The 20,903-nt window shown below is 60.8% G+C and carries 17 protein-coding genes; 5 read left to right on the top strand and 12 right to left on the bottom strand.

Going from position 1 to position 20,903, the window contains the following annotated elements; all coding sequences use genetic code 11:
* Nucleotides 1-211: 211 nt before the first annotated feature.
* The 3 genes from NKI05_RS16015 to NKI05_RS16005 all read left to right on the top strand — a co-directional run bounded on the left by NKI05_RS16015 (nt 212) and on the right by NKI05_RS16005 (nt 8,327).
* A complete protein-coding gene (locus NKI05_RS16015; protein WP_280790991.1) occupies nt 212-346 on the top strand; it encodes a hypothetical protein in 135 nt (44 codons plus the stop codon).
* Between the two features lie 183 nt (nt 347-529).
* Nucleotides 530-6,241, top strand: a complete 5,712-nt coding sequence (locus tag NKI05_RS16010) for a HAMP domain-containing protein (protein WP_031195793.1) — start codon at nt 530-532, stop codon at nt 6,239-6,241.
* 49 nt (nt 6,242-6,290) lie between these two features.
* Nucleotides 6,291-8,327, top strand: a complete 2,037-nt coding sequence (locus NKI05_RS16005; protein WP_352792640.1) for a PAS domain-containing hybrid sensor histidine kinase/response regulator — start codon at nt 6,291-6,293, stop codon at nt 8,325-8,327.
* A 125-nt stretch (nt 8,328-8,452) separates the two neighbouring features.
* On the opposite strand, the gene NKI05_RS16000 is transcribed toward NKI05_RS16005, so the two are convergent.
* From NKI05_RS16000 to NKI05_RS15970, 7 genes are all read right to left on the bottom strand, one after another.
* Nucleotides 8,453-8,881 (bottom strand): GFA family protein, encoded by a 429-nt coding sequence (locus NKI05_RS16000; RefSeq protein WP_081726065.1) that lies wholly within the window; start codon nt 8,879-8,881, stop codon nt 8,453-8,455.
* Nucleotides 8,874-9,065, bottom strand: a complete 192-nt coding sequence (locus NKI05_RS15995) for a PPC domain-containing DNA-binding protein (protein WP_023815879.1) — start codon at nt 9,063-9,065, stop codon at nt 8,874-8,876. Before NKI05_RS15995 ends, NKI05_RS16000 begins: the two co-directional genes overlap by 8 nt.
* A gap of 26 nt (nt 9,066-9,091) precedes the next feature.
* Nucleotides 9,092-9,409 (bottom strand): hypothetical protein, encoded by a 318-nt coding sequence (locus tag NKI05_RS15990; protein ID WP_023687854.1) that lies wholly within the window; start codon nt 9,407-9,409, stop codon nt 9,092-9,094.
* Between the two features lie 269 nt (nt 9,410-9,678).
* A complete protein-coding gene (locus tag NKI05_RS15985; RefSeq protein ID WP_023815878.1) occupies nt 9,679-10,650 on the bottom strand; it encodes an SDR family oxidoreductase in 972 nt (323 codons plus the stop codon).
* A 183-nt stretch (nt 10,651-10,833) separates the two neighbouring features.
* Entirely contained in the window at nt 10,834-11,475 is a 642-nt protein-coding gene (locus NKI05_RS15980; RefSeq protein WP_023704645.1) for a hypothetical protein, read from the bottom strand.
* A 455-nt stretch (nt 11,476-11,930) separates the two neighbouring features.
* Nucleotides 11,931-12,911, bottom strand: a complete 981-nt coding sequence (ftsZ, locus tag NKI05_RS15975) for a cell division protein FtsZ (RefSeq protein ID WP_023702103.1) — start codon at nt 12,909-12,911, stop codon at nt 11,931-11,933.
* 318 nt (nt 12,912-13,229) lie between these two features.
* Nucleotides 13,230-14,099 (bottom strand): LysR family transcriptional regulator, encoded by an 870-nt coding sequence (locus NKI05_RS15970; protein WP_023815877.1) that lies wholly within the window; start codon nt 14,097-14,099, stop codon nt 13,230-13,232.
* A gap of 237 nt (nt 14,100-14,336) precedes the next feature.
* Between NKI05_RS15970 and NKI05_RS15965 the strand changes: the two genes are divergently transcribed.
* Entirely contained in the window at nt 14,337-14,492 is a 156-nt protein-coding gene (locus NKI05_RS15965) for a YjiS-like domain-containing protein (protein ID WP_081727380.1), read from the top strand.
* Nucleotides 14,493-14,601: 109 nt separating this feature from the next.
* Nucleotides 14,602-15,735 carry a DUF930 domain-containing protein gene (locus NKI05_RS15960; RefSeq protein ID WP_023815876.1) on the top strand — a complete coding sequence of 378 codons (1,134 nt, stop codon included), beginning with the start codon at nt 14,602-14,604 and terminating at the stop codon, nt 15,733-15,735.
* A gap of 83 nt (nt 15,736-15,818) precedes the next feature.
* Here NKI05_RS15960 and NKI05_RS15955 read toward each other — a convergent pair whose 3' ends face one another.
* The 5 genes from NKI05_RS15955 to NKI05_RS15935 form a co-directional block, all read right to left on the bottom strand.
* Complete coding sequence (locus tag NKI05_RS15955; RefSeq protein WP_023712169.1) at nt 15,819-16,562, bottom strand: ribonuclease activity regulator RraA; 744 nt, start codon at nt 16,560-16,562, stop codon at nt 15,819-15,821.
* A gap of 23 nt (nt 16,563-16,585) precedes the next feature.
* The gene (locus NKI05_RS15950) at nt 16,586-17,749 is read right to left on the bottom strand and encodes a mandelate racemase/muconate lactonizing enzyme family protein (protein ID WP_023704646.1); all 1,164 of its coding nucleotides are present in this window, start codon (nt 17,747-17,749) and stop codon (nt 16,586-16,588) included.
* Nucleotides 17,750-17,780: 31 nt separating this feature from the next.
* Entirely contained in the window at nt 17,781-18,878 is a 1,098-nt protein-coding gene (locus NKI05_RS15945) for an ABC transporter ATP-binding protein (protein ID WP_023704647.1), read from the bottom strand.
* Nucleotides 18,879-19,002: 124 nt separating this feature from the next.
* The gene (locus NKI05_RS15940; RefSeq protein WP_023681190.1) at nt 19,003-19,893 is read right to left on the bottom strand and encodes a carbohydrate ABC transporter permease; all 891 of its coding nucleotides are present in this window, start codon (nt 19,891-19,893) and stop codon (nt 19,003-19,005) included.
* Nucleotides 19,890-20,849, bottom strand: a complete 960-nt coding sequence (locus tag NKI05_RS15935; RefSeq protein ID WP_023681191.1) for a carbohydrate ABC transporter permease — start codon at nt 20,847-20,849, stop codon at nt 19,890-19,892. Before NKI05_RS15935 ends, NKI05_RS15940 begins: the two co-directional genes overlap by 4 nt.
* Nucleotides 20,850-20,903: the final 54 nt, after the last annotated feature.

Raw genomic sequence — 20,903 nt, 5'->3', positions numbered from 1 at the left:
AGCAATCTTTGCGAGACATCCGGCGCCTCTGCCGTCGGCCTTCCGCTGGGAGGGTGATTTGCTGAAAAGCGAAGTCATTGACCTTGAAACCTAGTCGCTGGCAATCGCGCTGACGACATTGTGTCGACGGCGTTTGCGGTCGATGGAATCCGCGCAAGTTTCCTGAGTGTCGCTGCGACGACGAGGAATTGTCGGGCTTATGGTCCATGCCATGTCCGGCAAGAAAATTGCCGTGAGCTTCGACCACCGGGTGGCTGCCTCGCCTTCCGAGTTGCGCAACGCAATTCATGCCTCTCTGGCAATGGCAAACGGCTATGACGTGTCGTGGTCGGCTGAAGCACGATAAATCCACAACCGCATCATGAAAATCCGGCGTTCAAACCAAGGCGCAACCGTCGGCCTGGAATTCACGGCACGATGGAACAAAATTGAAGATGCCGCGTTTGGGGTCTTGCGGCGCGATCCACCATTGGCCGCGGGGGCAACTTTATCCGTATAAATCCATAGGGCTGGGAGTGGCGCTGTGACCGTGCAGGCATCCAAGAAGCAATTGGACCGTCGAAGCATCCTGAATTCTCTGAAAGCCTTCCGGCGCGGCGATTTCTCCGTCCGCATCGACAATGTTTATGAAGGCCTCGATTCTGAGATAGCTGAGACTTTCAATGAGATCGCTGACCTCAACGACCAAGTGACGCGCGAGTTCGAGCGCTTGAGCCGGGTCGTCGGCAAGGAGGGGCGGATAGGCGAGCGCGGCCGGGTTCGCAATGCCACCGGCAGTTGGGAATCCAGTGTCCGTTCAGTCAATGATCTCATCGAAGACATGGTTCAGCCAACGGCTGAGGTTGCGCGCGTTATCGGCGCCGTCGCCAAGGGCGACCTTTCGCAGACCATGATGGTCGAAATTGATGGCCGACCGCTGCGCGGCGAATTCCTGCGCATCGGCAAGATCGTCAACACCATGGTCGGCCAGTTGGCCTCCTTCGCCTCTGAGGTGACGCGCGTGGCGCGCGAGGTCGGTACGGAAGGCAAGCTCGGCGGCCAAGCCCGGGTCAAGGGCGTCGCCGGCACGTGGAAAGATCTGACCGACAACGTCAACGCGATGGCCACGAACCTGACCGGGCAAGTGCGCAACATCGCGGAGGTTACGACGGCGGTCGCGTCGGGCGACCTGTCGAAGAAGATCACAGTCGATGTCAAGGGCGAAATCCTAGAACTGAAGAACACCATCAACACGATGGTGGACCAGCTTAATTCCTTCGCTTCGGAAGTGACGCGCGTGGCGCGCGAGGTCGGCACTGAAGGCAAGCTTGGCGGCCAGGCGCGCGTTGAGGGTGTTGGTGGTACGTGGAAGGATCTGACCGACAATGTGAATTCCATGGCCGAGAACCTGACTGGCCAGGTGCGCAACATCGCCGAAGTGACGACCGCGGTGGCTTTGGGCGACCTGTCGAAGAAGATTACGGTGGACGTGAAGGGCGAGATTCTCGAGCTGAAATCCACGATAAACACGATGGTGGACCAGCTGAATTCATTCGCGGGCGAGGTCACGCGCGTGGCACGCGAGGTTGGCACCGAAGGCAAGCTTGGCGGCCAGGCGCAGGTGCGCGGCGTCGCCGGCACCTGGAAGGACCTCACCGACAACGTCAACTCGATGGCCGAGAACCTGACCGGTCAGGTGCGCAATATCGCCGAGGTGACCACGGCGGTCGCGTCGGGCGATCTGTCCAAGAAGATCACGGTCGCCGTGCAAGGCGAAATCCTGGAACTCAAGGACACCATCAACACGATGGTCGACCAACTGAACTCCTTTGCCTCGGAAGTGACGCGCGTGGCACGCGAGGTCGGCACCGAAGGCAAGCTGGGCGGCCAGGCAGAGGTGAGGGGCGTCGGCGGCACATGGAAGGATTTGACCGACAACGTCAATCTCATGGCCGCCAACCTGACTGGCCAGGTTCGAAACATCGCAGAAGTCACCACCGCCGTGGCGCGCGGCGACCTGTCGAAGAAGATCACCGTCGACGTCAAAGGCGAGATCCTGGAGCTCAAGGACACCGTCAACACGATGGTCGACCAACTGAACTCCTTCGCCTCTGAGGTCACGCGTGTGGCCCGCGAAGTGGGATCGGAAGGCAAGCTTGGTGGCCAGGCGCATGTCGAAGGCGTCGGTGGCACCTGGAAGGATCTGACCGACAACGTCAACGCCATGGCCGGCAATTTGACGGTGCAGTTGCGTGACGTGTCGAAGGTGGCAACGGCCATAGCGACCGGCGACTTGACCCAGAAGATCACCGTCGACGCGCTGGGCGAGATCTTGCAGATCAAGGACGTCATCAACACGATGGTCGACCAGCTCAATTCCTTCGCTTCGGAAGTGACACGTGTGGCGCGCGAGGTCGGCTCCGATGGCAAGCTCGGCGGCCAGGCCCAGGTGCGCGGCATCGGCGGCACGTGGAAGGATCTGACCGAAAACGTCAACGCCATGGCGGCCAACCTGACCGGCCAGGTGCGCAACATCGCCGAGGTAACCACCGCCGTGGCGCTCGGGGACCTTTCGAAGAAGATCACCGTCGATGTCCGCGGCGAGATCCTGGAGCTGAAGGACACCATCAACACAATGGTGGACCAGCTTAATTCCTTCGCTTCGGAAGTCACGCGCGTGGCACGCGAGGTCGGCACGGAAGGCAAGTTGGGAGGCCAGGCGCAGGTGCGCGGCGTTGCCGGCACGTGGAAGGATCTCACAGACAATGTGAACTCGATGGCCGAGAATCTGACCGGCCAGGTGCGCAACATCGCCGAAGTCACGACCGCCGTGGCGCGCGGCGACCTGTCGAAGAAGATCACCGTCGATGTGAAGGGCGAAATCCTGGAGCTCAAGTCGACCATCAACACCATGGTGGACCAGTTGAACTCCTTCGCCGGCGAGGTCACCCGAGTCGCGCGTGAGGTTGGCACCGAGGGCAAGCTTGGTGGCCAGGCGCGCGTCGAAGGTGTTGCCGGTACCTGGAAGGACCTGACCGACAACGTCAACCTGATGGCGACGAACTTGACCAATCAGGTGCGCGGCATCGCCGATGTCGTGACGGCGGTCGCGCAAGGCAATCTCAGGCGCAAACTGACGGTCGACGCGAAGGGAGAGATCGCCCTGCTGGCCGACACCATCAACGGCATGATCGAGACGCTTGCCACCTTTGCCGACCAGGTGACCAACGTCGCCCGTGAGGTGGGCATCGAGGGTAAGCTCGGTGGTCAGGCGCGTGTGCCAGGTGCCGCCGGCCTCTGGCGCGACCTGACCGACAATGTCAATCAACTCGCTGCCAATCTGACCACCCAGGTGCGTGCCATCGCCGAGGTTTCGACGGCGGTGACCAAGGGCGATCTTACCCGTTCGATCAGCGTCGAAGCCTCCGGCGAGGTCGCCGCGCTGAAAGACAACATCAACGAAATGATCCGCAATCTGAAGGATCAGACGCTGAAGAATGCCGAGCAGGACTGGTTGAAGACCAATCTCGCCCGGTTTTCGCGCATGCTGCAAGGCGAGCGCGACCTTGCCACCGTCTCGCGGCTCATCATGTCCGAACTCGCTCCTCTGGTGAACGCCCAGTATGGGGTGTTCTACGTCACCAATCGCGACGAGGAGGAATCCTATCTTGAGCTGGCGGCTTCCTATGGCGCCGAGAGCAAGGCTGCCATCAAGCAGCGGCTTGATCTGCGAGAGGGCCTGGTTGGGCAAAGTGCCGCCGACAAGCGCGCCATCATGCTGGACAATGTGCCGCCAGAATTCCTTCGGGTCACATCTGGTCTTGGCAGCGCCTCGCCAGCCAATGTCATCATCCTGCCTGCCCTGTTCGAGGATGAAGTCAAAGCCGTCATCGAGCTCGCCTCGTTCGGCGAGTTTCGTGACACACACCAGTCGTTCCTCAACCAGCTCATGGAATCCGTCGGCATCGTTCTCAACACCATCGCTGCGACGATGCGCACGGAGGGCCTGCTCAAGCAGTCGCAACTGCTGACGTCGGAATTGCAAGCGCGTCAAACCGAGCTGACAAAAAAGCAGGAAGAGCTGCATGCGACAAACGAGGAGCTGCAGGAAAAGGCGCAGCTGCTCGAGAACGAAAAGAAGCAGGTCGAAAACAAGAATCTCGAAATCGAGATGGCGCGACGCGCGCTGGAGGAAAAAGCCGAGCAACTGGCGCTCACGTCGAAATACAAATCCGAATTCCTGGCCAATATGAGCCACGAACTGCGCACGCCGCTCAATTCGCTGCTCATTTTGTCAAACCTGCTGGCGACCAACCAGCACGGCAACCTCAACGAAAAACAGGTAGAGTTCGCCCGCACCATCAATTCGGCAGGAACCGATCTTCTCAGCCTCATCAACGATATCCTCGATCTGTCGAAGATCGAGTCGGGCACTGTTTCCATCGACATCAACGATATGCCGGTGACGCATCTTCGCCAGCATATGGAACGAACTTTTCGTCAGCTGGCAGCCGACAAGGGACTTGGCTTCACCATCAAGGTCGATCCGGCGCTTCCCGACACGGTCCGCACAGATGAGAAACGCTTGCAGCAGATTGTCCTCAACCTGCTTTCCAACGCATTCAAATTCACCTCGGAAGGCGAGGTCAGCCTGAACTTCCGGGTTGAAAAGGCCGGCCGCCGCAATGGCGCGACGCAGCCGGTGAAGGCTCTCGCGATCGCCGTCACCGACACCGGCATTGGCATTCCAGAAGACAAACAGAAGCTGATTTTCGAGGCCTTCCAGCAGGCCGACGGCACCACCAGCCGCAAGTATGGCGGCACCGGCCTTGGGCTCTCGATCAGCCGCGAGATCGCTCGCTTGCTTGGCGGCGAATTGCGGGTCGAAAGCACGCCGGGCAAGGGGTCGACATTTACCCTCATCATCCCGTTCGACGGCCCCCGCGTGACGACAGTACAGTCGACCTTGGCTCCGGCGGCGGAGGCGGTTGCTGCGACAGCTCTGCTCAGCAGTCCGCCCTCGGCAGAGCTGATCGACGACCGCGATTCAATCCTACCCACCGATCGGATCGTGTTGATCGTCGAAGACGATCCGACCTTTGGCGGGTTGCTGCTTGGCCTCGCCCGGTCGGCCGGGCTGAAAGGCGTTCTGTCGACTGCAGGTTCCGGCACGCTGGCATTGGCCCGCAAGCTCGTTCCCGACGCAATCACACTTGATCTCGGACTTTCGGATATCGATGGCTGGGTGCTTTTCGATCTGCTGCGGCATGACCAGAAGACGAGGGGAATTCCTATCCATGTCATCTCGGGTGCCGAAGACATCGACAGTCTCGCACGCAAGGGGGCGTCCAGCATTTCCACCAAGCCCGTTTCCTCGGACGAGCTGATGAAGGTGTTTCAGGATATCCACTCGAAGAAGCTCCGCGTTCAGCGCCGCGTTCTGGTCGTGGACCCTGACCCGGAGCGGCGTCTGGCTCTGGTCGAGGCAATCCGCGACGGCGTAACGTCGGTCACCGCGATCGGTCGTGTTGCGGCAAATGCAGAAGACGTTGGCCTCGCCTTCTATGATGCCGTCGTGCTCGGCTTTGGACGCTCCGCCAAGGACAACGCAAAGGCGCTGGACGAGATCACCGGCCAATTCGGCGAAGCCTTGCCGCAGCTGCTGTTCTTTACACCTCACCCGGACGCGCTTGAACAGGTACTGGCATTGAACCCGGCCTTGGCGGAAGCACCGCGGGCGGAGAACTTCGCTCAATTGGCGCTGCATATTTCGGCAACGCTGCCGGGAGAAGGTCGCCAAGAGGCCTGGGCAGGAACTGAACACAACGGCAAGTCCGATCTCGCCGGGGCGAAAGTTCTCATCGTCGACGACGACATTCGTAACATTTATTCGCTCACGAGTGTTCTGGAGACCTATGACATACAGGTTCTGCATGCCGAGCGGGGCCGTGATGGCATCGCGCTTCTTGAACAGGCGCCCGATGTCGACGTGGCATTGATCGATATCATGATGCCGGAGATGGACGGCTACGAGACGATGCGGCGGATTCGCGGCACACCGGCGATTGCTCATATCCCGCTGATTTCCGTCACCGCAAAGGCGATGAAGGGGGATCGGCAAAAATGTCTGGATGCCGGGGCTTCCGACTACATCGCCAAACCCGTCGATCTGGATCTCCTGCTGGCGCTGCTTCGTGTCTGGATCGGACGTGCCCGATCCCGTGTCGAGAGCCCGGAAAAAATTCTCCTGGCAGCGAACTGACGGCCGTTCGATGCAAAAGCTGGCAAGAAACAGGGTAAGGAAACTTGAGGTGGCAGCTCTTGCCGAAGGGCCGGCAAGAGCCCGTATCCTGGCGGTGGACGACGATGAGCGCAATCTGCTGGCGATCAGCGAAGTGCTCGCGACTATCGGAGAGGTCATCTGCGCCCAATCGGGCGAAGAGGCTCTGCGCTTTTTGCTGAAAGAGGAGTTCGCCGTCATTCTCCTGGATGTCCTCATGCCAGGGTTGGACGGGTATGAAACGGCCGCACTTATCCGCCAGCGCGAGCAATCCAAGCGCACCCCAATCATCTTCTTGACCGCCATCAACAAGGAGGATGCGCATATGCTGCGCGGCTATGATGCCGGCGCGGTCGACTATGTGTTCAAGCCATTCGATCCGATCATGCTGCGTTCGAAAGTCGCGGTTTTCGTCGAACTCCACGAGAAGACGCTCGAGATCCAGCGCAAGGCGGAGGTCGAGCAGGGACTATTGGCGCAGGCGTTGCAGGCGCACAAGGACAAGCTTCAGGCCGAACGCGCGCTGCGCAGCGCCGAGCAACGGCAGGATGCCATCCTGAATTCGTTGCCGGTCTGCTTTCATGCTCGGGCAGCCGAGCCACCCTTCGCGGCGCGCTTTGTTACGGAGGGCGTCGAGCGCTTGACCGGCTTTGCGCCTGAATACCTGACATCGGATCCGGAGTTCGGTCTCAACCGCGTTCATCCCGACGACCTGCCGCGATTGAAGCAAGCGCTGCTGGCGGCCAAAACCACCGGCTCCTATACGTGCGAGTTCCGCTGGCATTGCGCCAATGGCGAGTATCGCATTTTTCTCGACCAGGGCGTGATGTCGGACGGGTCAGATGGCCGTGAACCGGAAATTATCGGCACATTGCTTGACATCACGGAGCGGCGCGGTCTTGAGGATCAGCTGCTTCAATCCCAGCGCATCGACGCTATCGGCAAGCTAACCGGCGGCCTGGCGCATGATTTCAACAACCTGCTCGCCGCAATTCTCAGTGGGTTAGGGCTGCTTGAACGCCGGGCTACGTTGGATGATCAGGCGCAACAGGTACTCGACCTGACGCGGCGTTCTGCAAAACAAGGCGCTGACCTTGTCGCGCGAATGCTGGCATTCTCGCGGCGCCAGACCCTGAAGCCGGAAGCGGTGCGCCTTGCTGCGCTGGGCGACACGATGAACGGATTGGTGGCGCCCGTGCTGGGGGGGTTGATCCGTTTCGACTGGCAGATCGATGACACGATCTGGCCGGTGCATGTCGATGCAGGCCAACTTGAATTGGCCTTGATGAATCTGGTTTTCAACGCGCGTGACGCCATGCCCTCTGGCGGGACAATAACCGTGCATGCGCAGAATCGATCGATCGGGACGCCAACAGAGGATATTCCGCCGGGCGACTATGTCATGATCGCCGTCAAGGACACCGGATCCGGCATACCCCCCGATCTTGTCGCCAAGGTCGTCGAACCGTTCTTCACCACCAAGCCGGTCGGTAAGGGAACGGGCCTCGGCCTCAGCACGGTCTACGGCTTCATGAAGCAGTCAGGTGGGACACTTCGCATAGAAAGCGTCGTTAACCGCGGAACTACCATGCAACTCTGGCTGCCACGATCGACCGAACAGCCGGTCGATCCTGTGGTGGAACCCGACATTGAACGAGCGTTCGCCGATGCCGGGATGGAGCACCCATCAATCCTCCTGATCGATGACAGCCATGTTTTGCGGCAATTGACCGCCGAGTCCCTTCGCCAACGTGGTTTCGAGGTGACCTGCGCGGGAGGAGGGGCGGAGGCGCTGGCCATGATGGAGCGCACTCCCGACGAGTTCGACGTCATTATCACCGACTTCGCCATGCCACTCGTATCCGGCGTCGACGTGATCCGCTTCGCGCGCAATTTGCGCTCGGACTGGCCAGCGGTCATGATCACGGGCTATGCCGATGCCCGGGAGATTGCCGATCGGCCGGCCGACGTGCCCTTGCTCGGCAAGCCCTTCCGCGACGAGGATCTGTTCGAAGCGATTTTCCTCGCGATAGAGAATGCGGCCCCCCAAAGGATCAAAACCGGCTAGCGCTTAGGGCTTGTCGACGGTCTGGCCACGTCGGCAGGCCGGGCAGATCGAGACCGCACTTTCGGGGCACGGCGACAAGGGCCGCATTCCTGATCGGCAATCTAGGTCATTCGCAACAGGCGGCGCTACCAGCGCTCCTCGGTGTCGCGGTCCGGTAGGTCTATTCCGCAGCACACCCAACCAAGGCGCTGCGCTGAACCGTAGTTGTACCGAGGCATCAGGTGAGCCGGATCATCGAAGGTACCGACGTGCAGCGCGATCTCGGTTGGCGACGCGTCGTAGCAAAGGCTGAGCGGCGATCCGCATTCTGGGCAGAAGCCTCTTTGCGCGATCGGCGAAGACCTTCGATATGTTGGCGTTCCGGAATTCCAGGTCAGGCTTTGGCAGGGCATCCAGGCAAGAACTGCAAACGCGCTGCCGGTCGCTCGTCTGCACATATCGCAGTGGCAGTAGTGAACCCTCGGTTCGATCCCGGCGCTGAATCGGATCCTGCCACAGAGACATCCGCCCTTGATGGCCAAGGAGCCGGGTAGGCGCTTGCCAACCTCACGCATTAAGATCGATCAAGGCGGCGCCGAACGCTCCGATCGCAGTCAAAGAGGCACTGCCGATGTTCTTGTCGGCGATGTTCTTGTCGGTTGCGAAGGCGGTCAGCGCGGCGAAGCCTTCGTCACCGAGGTCGAGCACCACGACGAAAATTCTTTGCCCGCTGACCTGATTGACGAGCTTGGGTTTCATGGCGTTCCGAACCTGTTGCGGGGCAGTTAATGGGCATGGTGCTCGGCATTCCGCTTGCGTGTTGCCGCTGCCTTCTTTGCCGATTCCGATCGGCTTGCGGCTGACCGTGAAGCCGATGCCTTGCCGCCGCTTTTCCCACCCTTGTGGGCCGCGGGGTGTCCGGTGTGTTTACCACGACCCGAGCCGCCTTCTTTCTTGCCGCCGCCATCGTCCTTGTTGACGGTCGCCCATGCCCGGCGCTCGGATTCCTTCTCGGAAACACCGCGCTTCTCATAGCCTGCGGCAATGTGGTCGGCTTTGCGTTCCTGTTTGTCGCTGTATTTCGATTTGTCGCCTCGTGGCATGGTCGTTCTCCTGGCTCAATGATGTTTGAACGGTATGCCGGCGGGAGAGTTCCAAGCGGAAATTCAGAAAATTGAAAACGCGAGCGAGGATTTCGACCAACACGGAGCGTTATTGCTCCGGAGCCGTGGCGGGTGCCGTGTAGCGGCGGCGCACGGCACCGATCACGCGTTTCTTGAAGCGATCGAGCGCGGCAAGCGTCTCCCTGGAGACGACGTCTCCGCGTGCCGTCTACTCGGTAGCCCAATGCAACGAAATACGTTCCGCGACCTCAGTAGCCACCGACCACCGGCAGGATCTCTCCCGTGATGTAACTCGAGCAATGCGACGAGGCGAGGAACACGTAAGCCGGGGCAAGTTCTTCCGGTTGCGCTGGCCGTTTCATCGGCGTATCCGCGCCGAATTTCGAGACGTCGTCGGCTTCCTTGTCCGAAGGGTTGAGCGGCGTCCACACCGGACCTGGCGCGACCGCGTTTACCCGGATGCCCTTGCCGACCAGATTGCCCGAAAGCGCTCGCGTGAAGGCATGAATGCCGCCCTTGGTCATCGAATAGTCAACCAGTTGCTTGGAACCGTCGATGCCGGTCACCGAACCGGTATTGATGATCGCGGAGCCCGGCTCCATGTGCGGCACGCTCTCCTGCGCCATATGAAAATAGCCGTAAAGATTGGTCTTCAGCGTCGTGTCGAAATGTTCCTCGGTCAGGTCGTTGAAGTCACTGGAATGGATTTGGAAAGCGGCGTTGTTGACCAGCACGTCGATCCTGCCGAATTTTTCGACCGTCAGCGCCACGGCGTTGCGGCAATGCTCGCGTTCACTGACATCGGCTTTTATCAGTATGCAACGCCGGCCTTCCTTTTCGACGGCGTTTTTGGTCGCTTCGGCGTCCCTGTCTTCACTCAAGTATAGGATCGCAATGTCGGCGCCCTCGCGGGCGAACAAGACTGCCACCGAACGGCCGATGCCGGAATCACCACCCGTGATAAGCGCTACCTTGTCATCGAGTTTTTTCGATCCGAGGTAGTAAGGCGCATCGTAGAGCGGAGCGGGCTCGATCGCCCATTCATGCCCCGGTTTGGGTTGATGCTGCTCGGGAAAAGGTGGCTCGGGATATTTGCGGGCGCCGGCTTGCATCGCTTGTTGCATTTTGCCAATGCTCTTCGTCTCGTCTTTGGCGTCGATACCACGCTGGATATGGCGTTGCTTGGCGGCTTCGGCTGAAGTCTGCGACTTAGTCTGCATGGCTTTCTCCTGTGCTCGGAGAACGAACAACGCATGCCGGGCAAAAAAGTTTGCGCAAATATCTCGATCCCGAAAGGGCTCGCCATTGCGAACAGCCTGCGAGGGGCGTGGAGCATTGGTCGTCAATAAGATCGGAATTGCCATGCCGGTGCCGTTCACACAAACACCACATTCATTACCCGCTCAAAGCACGCTCTTTTCAGAGCCATAGGGTTTGGCAATGCGGACCATGCCTTTCGTCCGAAGGCGCTGGTATAAATAGAAAATCGTCATCAAGCCGATTGCTGCTCCAGCACCAAGACACAGCGCGAGCAATAGTTCTGCACCGACACCAAACGCAAGCAGAGTAACGCCCGCCGCAGCGACGATGGCATTTATGAATGCGATCATAGTAGCTGCAGTGGTCAGGTACGCCAGGAGAGGCCCAGTACGAAGAGAAGGTTCGGCGTCATTTTCGGGCCAGCGACCGAATTCCTTGGAAAACTGGAAGGCAGCCTCGTCGCCCAAAGTTCGATAGTAGGCTCTGATCCGGGCAATGCCGATATGGGCCTGCATGTTCTCAGCGGCGATGTCGACCAACCTCAAGACGGTAAAGGCACCCAGTAAAAAGACCGATGGCAGCACAACCGCGACAAACGGCAGGAAGAACTCGGAGGACTGCGTAACAAAGCCCGTTGCCACCAGAGCGCTCGACAGAGCCATAATGTAGATGGTCGTCCGCGACGCCATTTCACTTATGGACGTGCTGATCGCTGTCTGCTGCACGAAATGCTCTGTCGTCAGGGCCGCGAGAAACGAAGCATCGGGTGTCGGCGTGTCAGCCATGGAGTATGCTCCTGTCGGGTCGACCTGAGTTTTTCTTCGATATAGCGCTTGCGAGGCTGGCCGCCACTGGATGCTCCCGACGTCTGACCCATGCCGGTTTTATTGTGCCATATCCAGCGAGCCCGCATCACCGATCAGAAAGGGCCGATCATGTGGTCAGCAGACGCTGGCCATATCGCAGGCGAAATGTCTGCCGCGGTCAATCTGTATGGCCTCCTGTTGGGGATCCGGGTCGAAGCGCATTCGCGGCGCGGTTGCAGTTGGGAGCGGTTCCGCGGCGGCGCTGATGCGAGTTCGCGCATTCGTGGCAGCGGCCTCGAAACAAATTCGGTCTCTAGGCCGGCAACGCGAATTCACCGGCAAGTTCAATGGTGCGGGCTTGCGGGCCGACTTTTCGGTGGCGAAGCCCATGACCACGGTCCACCAGACTCATAAATCAGCAGCCCGGATCCTGCCTACTGCGGTATCTCCAGGCCCTGCCGCAATCCTGTCGCGACGACTGAGACCCTGAATTTTCCGGCGAGTGCCCGGTCGAATATGGCGCCGACGATGATGTCGGCGTCGGCGTCGACCTCCTCGCGGATGCGGGTGGCGGCCTCATCGACTTCGAACAGCGTCATGTCCATGCCGCCCGAGATCGAGACCAGGACGCCCTTGGCGCCGATCATCGAGGCTTCGTCGAGAAGCGGGTTTGCTATCGCCGCTTCGGCGGCCTTCCTGGCGCGGTCCTCGCCCGTGGCTTCCCCGGTACCCATCATTGCGCGACCCATGTCGCGCATCACCGACTTCACGTCGGCGAAGTCGAGATTGATCAGCCCCTCCTTGACGATGAGATCGGTTATGCAGCCGACGCCGGAATAAAGGACGCGATCAGCCATGGCGAAGGCGTCCGCGAAAGTCGTCTTTGCGTCGGCGATCCTGAAGAGGTTCTGGTTCGGAATAACGATCACGGTATCGGCGCATTCGCGAAGCTGCTCGATGCCCTCTTCGGCGGCTTGCATGCGGCGCTTCCCTTCGAAGGTGAACGGCTTGGTGACGACGGCCACGGTCAGGATGCCGGCTGCCCGTGCAGCGTTCGCTATGACGGGCGCGGCACCGGTTCCAGTTCCGCCTCCCATGCCGGCGGTCACGAAGCACATATGGGTTCCCGCAAGGTGGTCCCTGATCTCGTCGATCGATTCCTCGGCTGCCGCGCGGCCGACCGCGGGCAGCGACCCGGCGCCCAGGCCTTCCGTGACATGGGCACCCAGCTGGATCAGCCGCGATGCTTTCGACATGGTCAGTGCCTGGGCATCGGTGTTGGCGACGATGAACTCCGCACCCTGCAGATTTTCGGCAATCATGTTGTTGACCGCGTTGCCGCCGCCACCGCCCACACCAATGACGGTTATCTTCGGCCGCATTTCCGAGATGACGGGCCTTGCCGCGGTGCTCATCGTCTTGTCTCCTTGGAATTGATCGACAAAAAAGTTCCCGGAACGCGCCGCTTGAACACGCCAGGTGCAAGAATCAGGTTCTATCGCCTTGGCACAGGGAATCAGAGGGTGAACTTTGCGGCAAGACAAGATGTGGGACTTGTACCATATACGCCTGAACGAGCCGACCTTTTGGACGAGTCTCCAGCCAATTTCCGGAATTGGCCCGGCTTCTGGCCAGCGAAAATCCACAATCCGGGATCCAACCCCTTCAAGCTTCACGCGCCCGCCTCACGCGCCAGAACCTTGAGAATCTGGCGGCCGATCGACGCCTGACGCTTAGCGGATCGGCATCTTGCCGCGAAACAACGGCTGATGGGCCCGCATCAGAGCGGCAATCCGGTCGGCAATCTTTCGTACCGGCGGGGAGTGGCGTTCCTCATGGTGGGTGACGATCCACTGGTCGGTTTCGAGTTCTGGGATAGGATGAGCGACGCGAACCAGCCGCGGATCGCTGTCACCGACGAAGCACGGAAAGATCGAAAGGCCGGCGCCTGCGGCCACCAATTCGCGCACTGAATGGGTGTTGTTGCCGCGCACGGCGATGCGATCGCCGTGATGGGCTTGCAGCCAGCGCGCCGAGGCAATGTTTGCCCCTTCGCCGGTGACGCCGACGAACAACCCGGCGGCGATGCCGTTGATCAGGTGGCGTCCGGAATAGATGGCATACGCGACCTTGCCGCTCTGACGGCCGGCCAGCCACTGTTCGGTCGGGCGCTCGCTGCGGATGCCGATATCGGCGGCGCGGCGACCGATGTCGACCCGGTCGGTGGTGGTGACGAGTTCCACCCTGATGCCGTCATCGACGGTCCAGATTTCGCCGATATGGGTGGAAACGAAGGCCGAGGTCCATGGCCCGGCCGAGACGCGGACAATGCGGTCGGGCAGGTTTCCCTCGCGCCAGCGGGTTAGCGACTGCATTGCTGCTTCGACGTCTTCGGCGCGCCGCAGCAGTTCTTCACCGACCGGGGTTAGTCGGTAGCCGGTCTGCTGACGTACGAACAGCGCTTCGCCGATCTGCTTTTCGAGCGCGGTGACGCGTCGTCCGAGTGTGGCTGCGCTGAGGCGCGTGGTTGCCGTAGCCGCGCTCAGGCCACCCAGCCGCGCAACGTGGAGAAACAACCTCAGATCGTCCCAGCCAATATCCATTTTGCAGAAATGAAAAACTCCTTGCGACCGTGGCTGTAGCGCGAAGCGGACATCATGCGCAAGTATGCAGCTATTGGAGGCGTTGGATAATCCTGCCCTGGCAGGAAAATGACAGGCACGCCTCGGTGGCCAGGAAGTCAGCCCAATCCGTTCGATCGTGCATACGCTTTGCGCGATTGCTTTGCGTTTTCGACCAACTCAAGAGCGTGAGGTATTTCGCTCACCAAGGAGACGATCATGTTGCATGCACTTCGACACCGTTTCGCCCGATGGCTTGCCTATCGCCAGACGCTTGCGAGCTTGAGGCGGCTTCCAGACAGCATATTGGCGGATGCGGGCCTTTCTCGCGAAGAGATCCGCGAGCGTGCCCGCGACGCCAGCCTGCGTCGCTGAGATTGGAGGCGGGCATGCAGAGAATGGAGCCGGCGGCGAGAAGCAATCAGGCGTCGTCTCCTCACTGCTGAGCTGCGGCTGAATTGTGCCAATGCAGTGGCCATGCTTGATGCGGCCGCAGTTTCGCTCCACATCGAAAGGGATCAAGACCGAGACATCCGAGCGGCGGCGGACTTTGCTGTGGGCCTTGCCCGCATCGCTGGTCCTGCACGCGCTTATCACTGCGTTCCTGGTCTACGGCCTGCCCATTCCTCCCGAGCAGCCGCAGGAGGAGCAACCGGTGAACGTCGCGCTCGTGCCGCCGCCCGAACCACCTGAAGCGCAAAAGCAACCGGAATCGAAAGTAGAAGAGCCTGTAGCGGAAAAGCCGCCGGCGCTCGAGGTGCTGAAACCTGTATTCCAGTTCGGCGACAAGGATACCGGCCCCAGGAAATCCCTGGATGGAGCCAGCGCGCAGGATAATTCGCCGACACCGGTCAAGGACAAAGATACGAAGCCGCCAGGTGAGGCGAAGGACGTCGAGAGCAAACCCGCCGCGTCGCCAGACTCCGGGGAGCCGGCGGGTACGACCAAGACCGAGGAGAAGCCGGCAACCGCAGCCTCCGAGCCGACCCAGGAGAAGCAGGCAACCGAGGACGCGAGCAAGCAGGGCGCAGACAAACAAGAGCCGCAAGATGCTGACAAGCAGGCAGCCGCGACGCCGTTGGCCGCCCCCGGCGACGATGGTGAGATCGAGCTTCCTGCATCGGCCCAGGCGCCGAAGGCCAGGCCCGAAAACGCGCCGAAGCGCAGCCCTGCAAAGGTCTCGAAGCCTGGAAGCGGAGGCGCCAGGAAGCCTAGCTCCACGGAGGTGGCCTCAGCCGGGGCTTACTCGGGCCTTCCGGGCGTCCGCGAGCTCTTCTCGCACGGCGCTACCGGCAATGCATTCGGCACCACCGCGACTGACGGCATGTCTCGCGGTGAGCGCGTTGCCACACTTTGCGCCAACGTGTTGGCCGAGGAGCTGAAGGGCGCCGAGTTTTCTCCCGAGTGGCTACCAATGAGACCGCTGAAGTCGGGCAATATTGTTATAGATCCGGCCTTTCGCGCAACGATCGGATGGTACCATGTGAGCTTCCGGTGTGAGGTCGACACCGACGCGACGCGAGTGTTGTCCTTCGACTCCCGTGTCGGGTCTGCCGCCTCGCCAGCCGAAAGCGCTCAGCTTGAACAGGAACTTCGCCGGCAGCATTCGGGGGGATAGCCTGCGCGTTATCATGCCCACGCGCTGGGCGACTGGTTTATGTAACACCAAGGCGCTGTGATTGGGTGCCGCGTGGTTGCATCTCAATCCGCCGGACGATTGGCTTTGCGCCACTCCTCATATTCGCCGCGGGCATCGTCATGCAGCGGATAGTAGCGCTGCAGCGGTGCGCCCTGCATCAGCTTCTCTCGCGAGAACTCTTCCCAATCGTGATGCTTCTGGGATTCTTCGATCACCTTTGCGGCCATTGCGACGGGAAGCACAACCGCCCCGTCGTCGTCCGCCACTATGATGTCGCCGGGGATCACCGTGACACCGCCGCAGGCGATCGGAACGTTGACTGCGTTCGGATAGATGCTGGTTTGCACATGGTAGTTGGGCGTCCAGCCGCGCAGCCATAGCGGCAGATCGAGCTTTTCCACATTCGGCCGGTCGCGCATGCAGCCGTCGATGACGATGCCCGCGCCGCCTCTGCCCTTGAAATAGGTCGACATCATATCGCCGAAGACGCCCGAGCTCATGTCACCGCGCGCGTCGACGACGACCACATCGCCTTCCTGCGCGTGATAGAGCACGTGCCGGTGCAGTTGCGTTTCCGGGTCGGCGTATTCTCCCTCGCTGAAGAGGTCCGGCCGCTGCGGCAGGAACTGCAGCGTCAGCGCCGGCCCGACGATCGACTTCCCATGGTTCTGCGCCACCGGACCGACCATGTGCGGATTGCGGAAACCCATGTGGCCTAGCGTGCCGGCAACCGTCGCGGCGCCGATTTCCCTCAGGGCGTCAATGAGGTCTTTGGGCGGTCGCGTGATGTCAGGGATATGCGTCATTGTGGACTCCGGATAAAAGGGGACTACCAGTTCGTAACAGACCCGTCCCGGCGCCTGAGGTGAGGCGCTTCCCAGAAACGAAAAGCCTCCGCCTGGACCGCCGCTTCGTTGACCTCGACGCCGAGGCCCGGCAGGTCGCTGACCGGATAGTCGGCACCGTCGAGCCGTGGCTGCACGGGGAAGAAGTCGGAATTGTCGAAGCCCAGCTTCGTCTCGGGTTCCCTGGTCTCGAGCCACGCGAAGTTGGGTACGGCGGCGGCGAGATGCAGGGTCGCGGCAGTGCACACCGGACCAAGCGGATTGTGCGGCATCAGGTCGACATAGTGCGCCTCGCTCCAGCCAGCGACCTTCATCGCCTCGGTAAGCCCGCCGACATTGCAGACATCGAGCCGGTTGAACTGATGGATGCCGCGCTCGATGTAGGGCAGGAACTGCCACTTGCTGGCAAATTCCTCGCCGATGGCAAACGGGATGTCGGTCATCCTGCGCAGGGATTCGTAGGCTTCAGGTGTCTCGTCTCGTATCGGCTCCTCGAGGAAATCCAGCACGCCGCGGCCGAGCTTGTTGCAGAAGCTCGCCGCCTCTGCCACCGACAGCCGATGATGATAGTCGATGCCGAGAACGACGTCGTCGCCAAGCGCCTCGCGCGCCTTGTTCAGCATGCTCGCGGTAGCGCCGATCGACTCGCGGGGTTCGAAGATGTCCCTGCTGCTTTGCCCTGCGGGGAAGAAGCGGATCGCCTGCCACCCCCGTGCGCGCAGCTCCCGGGCTCGTTCGATGGCGACGTCGCCCTCGGCCTCGTCTCCGGTCGAGGCGAAGGTGGGGATGCGGTCGCGCTGCTTGCCGCCCAGCAGTTCGTAGACAGGCACCCCCAGCGCCTTGCCCTTGATGTCGTGCAGGGCGATGTCGATGGCGGAAATCGCCGCCTGCAGAACGCGCCCGCCCTCGAAGTACTGGCTGCGATATGCCTCCTGCCAGATCCGCCCGATCTGCATCGGGTCGCGGCCGATGAGAAACTCGCGATAATGCTCGACCGCGCCGGCAACGGCCTTTTCGCGCCCGCTCAAGCCGCTCTCGCCCCAGCCGAAGACGCCTTGGTCGGTCTCGATCTTGACGAGCATCTGATTACGCGTTCCAACCCATACAGGATAGGGTTTGATCGCGGTGATCTTAAGCTTTTCAGTCATCCCCAACGTTCCCAATGAACCCCGTCTTGTCTCAGCCGGCCTTGAGGGCCAGTTCAGTTTCGCCATCGAACAGATGCAGCCGCTCCTGGTCGAACTCGAGCCAGATCTGCTCGTCAGGTGCGACGACGATGTTGGGGGACACGCTGATGTTGACGATGGCGCCTGACAGCAACGCCTGCACGAAGGTGACGTCTCCGGTCGGCTCCACTGTATAGGCCTTGGCCGGGACGCTGCCTGGCACCGCGCTCTTGTGGAGCCTGATGGTCGAGTGACGTGCGCCGAGCACGACTTTCCTCGACGTTGCCCCCGCAACCTTCCGGGCGTTGAGCGGCGAGAGCTCAAGGCTCCAGCCCTCCGCGCCGGTCAACGCAGTGTTGCCGTTTGCTGTCGATGCCTCCAGTGGAACAAGGCTCATCGCCGGGCTGCCGATGAAGCTGGCGACGAACATGTTCACCGGATGGGCAAAGACCTGCGCCGGAGAATCGTATTGCAACAGGTAGCCGCCGTTCATCACCGCCATCTTGTCGGCCATGGTCACGGCTTCGAGCTGGTCGTGCGTGACATAGATGATGGTCGCCTTGAGGTCCTGGTGGAAGCGCTTGATCTCCGAGCGCATCTGGACGCGCAGTTTGGCGTCGAGGTTGGAGAGCGGCTCGTCCATGAGGAAAACGGCAGGGTCGCGGACGAGGGCGCGCCCCAAGGCGACACGTTGCTGCTGCCCGCCTGAAAGTTCGCGCGGCTTGCGCTCGAGAAGGTGCGTCATGTCGAGCACGCGCGCCGCTTCCTTGACCTTCCTGTCGATCTCGTCCCTGGGCAGCTTGCGCATCTGCAGCGGGAACGCCAGGTTCTTGTAGACCGATTTCTGCGGGTAGAGCGCGTAGTTCTGGAACACCATCGCGATGTCCCGGTCCTTGGGGTCGAGGTCGTTGACCACGCGGTCGCCGATGACGATGTCGCCCGATGTGACCGGGATCAATCCCGCGACAAGATTGAGCGTGGTTGTCTTGCCGCAGCCCGAAGGGCCGACGAGCGCAACGAACTCGCCGTCATTGACCGTCAGCGAAACGTCGTTGACAGCTTTGAAGCCGCCATAGGTCTTGACGAGATCTCTCAGGACCACGTGGGCCATCGGCAACTCCCTACGGCATGATGCCGAAAAGTGTGAAGCGGTTTTCGGACGACATCATGCTCTATCTCTTTGATTTAGAGGCGGATTCAGATTTCAGGTCGAACAGACCTGAAATCATCCGGCTCTAGTGTTTGACCGCGCCTTCTGTAAGGGCGCGTACGAAGTATCGTTGCAGGAGGAGGAACAGCACCACGACGGGCACGCTCATCATGAAGCTGGCCGCCATCAGGCCCGGAAAGTCCGTCGTATTCTCCGAGAAGAAACGCTGTATGCCGACCGGCAGGGTCAACTGCTCGTTCTTGGAAAGGAAGGTGTAGGCATAGATGTACTCGTTCCAGGCGCCAATGAAGGAATAGATCGCGGTGGCGATGATTCCGGGCGTCGAGAGAGGCATCACGATCAGGATGAAGGCCTGGAACCGGGTCGCCCCATCGATCCGCGCCGCCTGCTCGAGCTGCACCGGAATGTTGTCGTAAAAGCCCTTGAGCAGCCAGATCGCCAGCGGCAGGCCGAAGGTGAGATAGGTGAGAATGAGCGAGCCATGCGTGTTCACCAAACCGATCGCGCGCATCAGGATGAAGAGGGGCACGAGAAAGATCACCGCCGGGAACATGTTGCGCAAAAGCACGGTGAAGAACAGGAAGTTTCGACCGGGGAAACGAAAGCGCGAAAACGCGTAGGCAGCAGGAACGGCCACGATCACCGAAAGGATTGTGGTGACCGTCGACACGTAGAGGCTATTCCAGAAAAAACGCAGGAAGTCCTGACCGACGCTGTTTTGCGGATCGAGCAGCTTCTGGTAGCTGGCCAGGGTAGGCTCTTCCGGCCACCATTGCGGCGGGAACTGCATCGCCGCGAACCCGGACTTGATCGATGTGATCAGCATCCAGATCATCGGCAACGCGGTGTAAAGCAGCATGAACACGAGGAAGATGCGCCCGGCCCACCGCCATCCGTCGATGCGCATGCGGCGCCGGGCCGGACCTCGAGGGGCTGTCTCGACGATCGTGCTCATGCGCTCCCCTCTTTGCGCTCGTTGCCGGCCAGCGCACGAACGTAGAAGTAGCCCAGCACCATCAGCATGAGGAACAGGAGTACCGAATAGGCCGATGCGACACCCCATCGCTGCCGGCCGAAGGCGAGCTCATAGATGTGGGTGATCCAGATATGCGACGCGTTCGACGGCCCGCCACCGGTCATGATCCACGGGATGATGAAGGAATTGAAATTGGCCACCGCGAGCAACAGGATCGTCACCGTCGAGACGTTGCGCAGATGCGGGAAGGTGACGTGCCAGAAACGCTGCCATGCATTGGCCCCGTCGACTTCGGCGGCGCGCAGCAACTGGTCGGGGACCGTCTGCAAGCCGGCCATCATCATGATCATGGCAAACGGAAACTCGCGCCAGATATTGACGACGATCAAGGAGGGCAGCACCGTGCTGACGTTGTCGATGAAGTTCGGCGGCCGGTCGGCCAATCCGAGGCCGACCAGCACCGCGCCGATGATGCCGAAGTCCGAATGGTAGATCCACTTCCAGATATAGGAGGCGGCAACCGCGCTGATGACCCAGGGAATGATCAGGATAGCGCGCAGGACGCCCCGGCCGATAAACTCGCGGTGGAGCGCCAGCGCGGCGGCAAACCCAAGGGCAAAGGCAACGAAGGTGGATGCGATCGTCCAGATCAGGGTGTTCAGGGTAACTTTCCAGAACACCTGACTGGTGAGGATGGCCGTGTAGTTGTCCAATCCGATGAAGGTCTTGTCGCGGAGCTGCAGGCCAGGCGGCGTCTTAAAGAACGACAGCTCGACCGTGTAGTAGATCGGATAGGCGATGACGATGAGCATCACGGCGATCGCTGGAAGCACGTAAGCGTAGTCGGCGCGATGCTCCCAGATATTCCGCAGCACGCCGGAGCTACCGGGTTGCAATCTTCGGCGAGCCTCGGCCTTGCCGGTCACGATCGTCACGATGGCGTGCCCTTATTGTTCGGAGCAAACCGGCTGCACGCACTATCGGCGCAG

The sequence above is a fragment of the Mesorhizobium sp. M0771 genome, from assembly GCF_040320155.1.
Lineage (GTDB): Bacteria > Pseudomonadota > Alphaproteobacteria > Rhizobiales > Rhizobiaceae > Mesorhizobium.
Note: the sequence above shows the minus strand (reverse complement) of the source record. Positions and strands in the feature narration are given on the sequence as shown.

Coding starts and splice junctions, on each gene's coding strand:
- NKI05_RS16015 (WP_280790991.1), top strand. CDS start 212: ATGTCCGGCAAGAAAATTGCCGTGAGCTTCGACCACCGGGTGGCTGCC.
- NKI05_RS16000 (WP_081726065.1), bottom strand. CDS start 8,881: ATGCGTGAGGTTGGCAAGCGCCTACCCGGCTCCTTGGCCATCAAGGGC.
- NKI05_RS15995 (WP_023815879.1), bottom strand. CDS start 9,065: ATGAAACCCAAGCTCGTCAATCAGGTCAGCGGGCAAAGAATTTTCGTC.
- NKI05_RS15990 (WP_023687854.1), bottom strand. CDS start 9,409: ATGCCACGAGGCGACAAATCGAAATACAGCGACAAACAGGAACGCAAA.
- NKI05_RS15985 (WP_023815878.1), bottom strand. CDS start 10,650: ATGCAGACTAAGTCGCAGACTTCAGCCGAAGCCGCCAAGCAACGCCAT.
- NKI05_RS15980 (WP_023704645.1), bottom strand. CDS start 11,475: ATGGCTGACACGCCGACACCCGATGCTTCGTTTCTCGCGGCCCTGACG.
- ftsZ (WP_023702103.1), bottom strand. CDS start 12,911: ATGAGCACCGCGGCAAGGCCCGTCATCTCGGAAATGCGGCCGAAGATA.
- NKI05_RS15970 (WP_023815877.1), bottom strand. CDS start 14,099: ATGGATATTGGCTGGGACGATCTGAGGTTGTTTCTCCACGTTGCGCGG.
- NKI05_RS15965 (WP_081727380.1), top strand. CDS start 14,337: ATGTTGCATGCACTTCGACACCGTTTCGCCCGATGGCTTGCCTATCGC.
- NKI05_RS15960 (WP_023815876.1), top strand. CDS start 14,602: ATGCGGCCGCAGTTTCGCTCCACATCGAAAGGGATCAAGACCGAGACA.
- NKI05_RS15955 (WP_023712169.1), bottom strand. CDS start 16,562: ATGACGCATATCCCTGACATCACGCGACCGCCCAAAGACCTCATTGAC.
- NKI05_RS15950 (WP_023704646.1), bottom strand. CDS start 17,749: ATGACTGAAAAGCTTAAGATCACCGCGATCAAACCCTATCCTGTATGG.
- NKI05_RS15945 (WP_023704647.1), bottom strand. CDS start 18,878: ATGGCCCACGTGGTCCTGAGAGATCTCGTCAAGACCTATGGCGGCTTC.
- NKI05_RS15940 (WP_023681190.1), bottom strand. CDS start 19,893: ATGAGCACGATCGTCGAGACAGCCCCTCGAGGTCCGGCCCGGCGCCGC.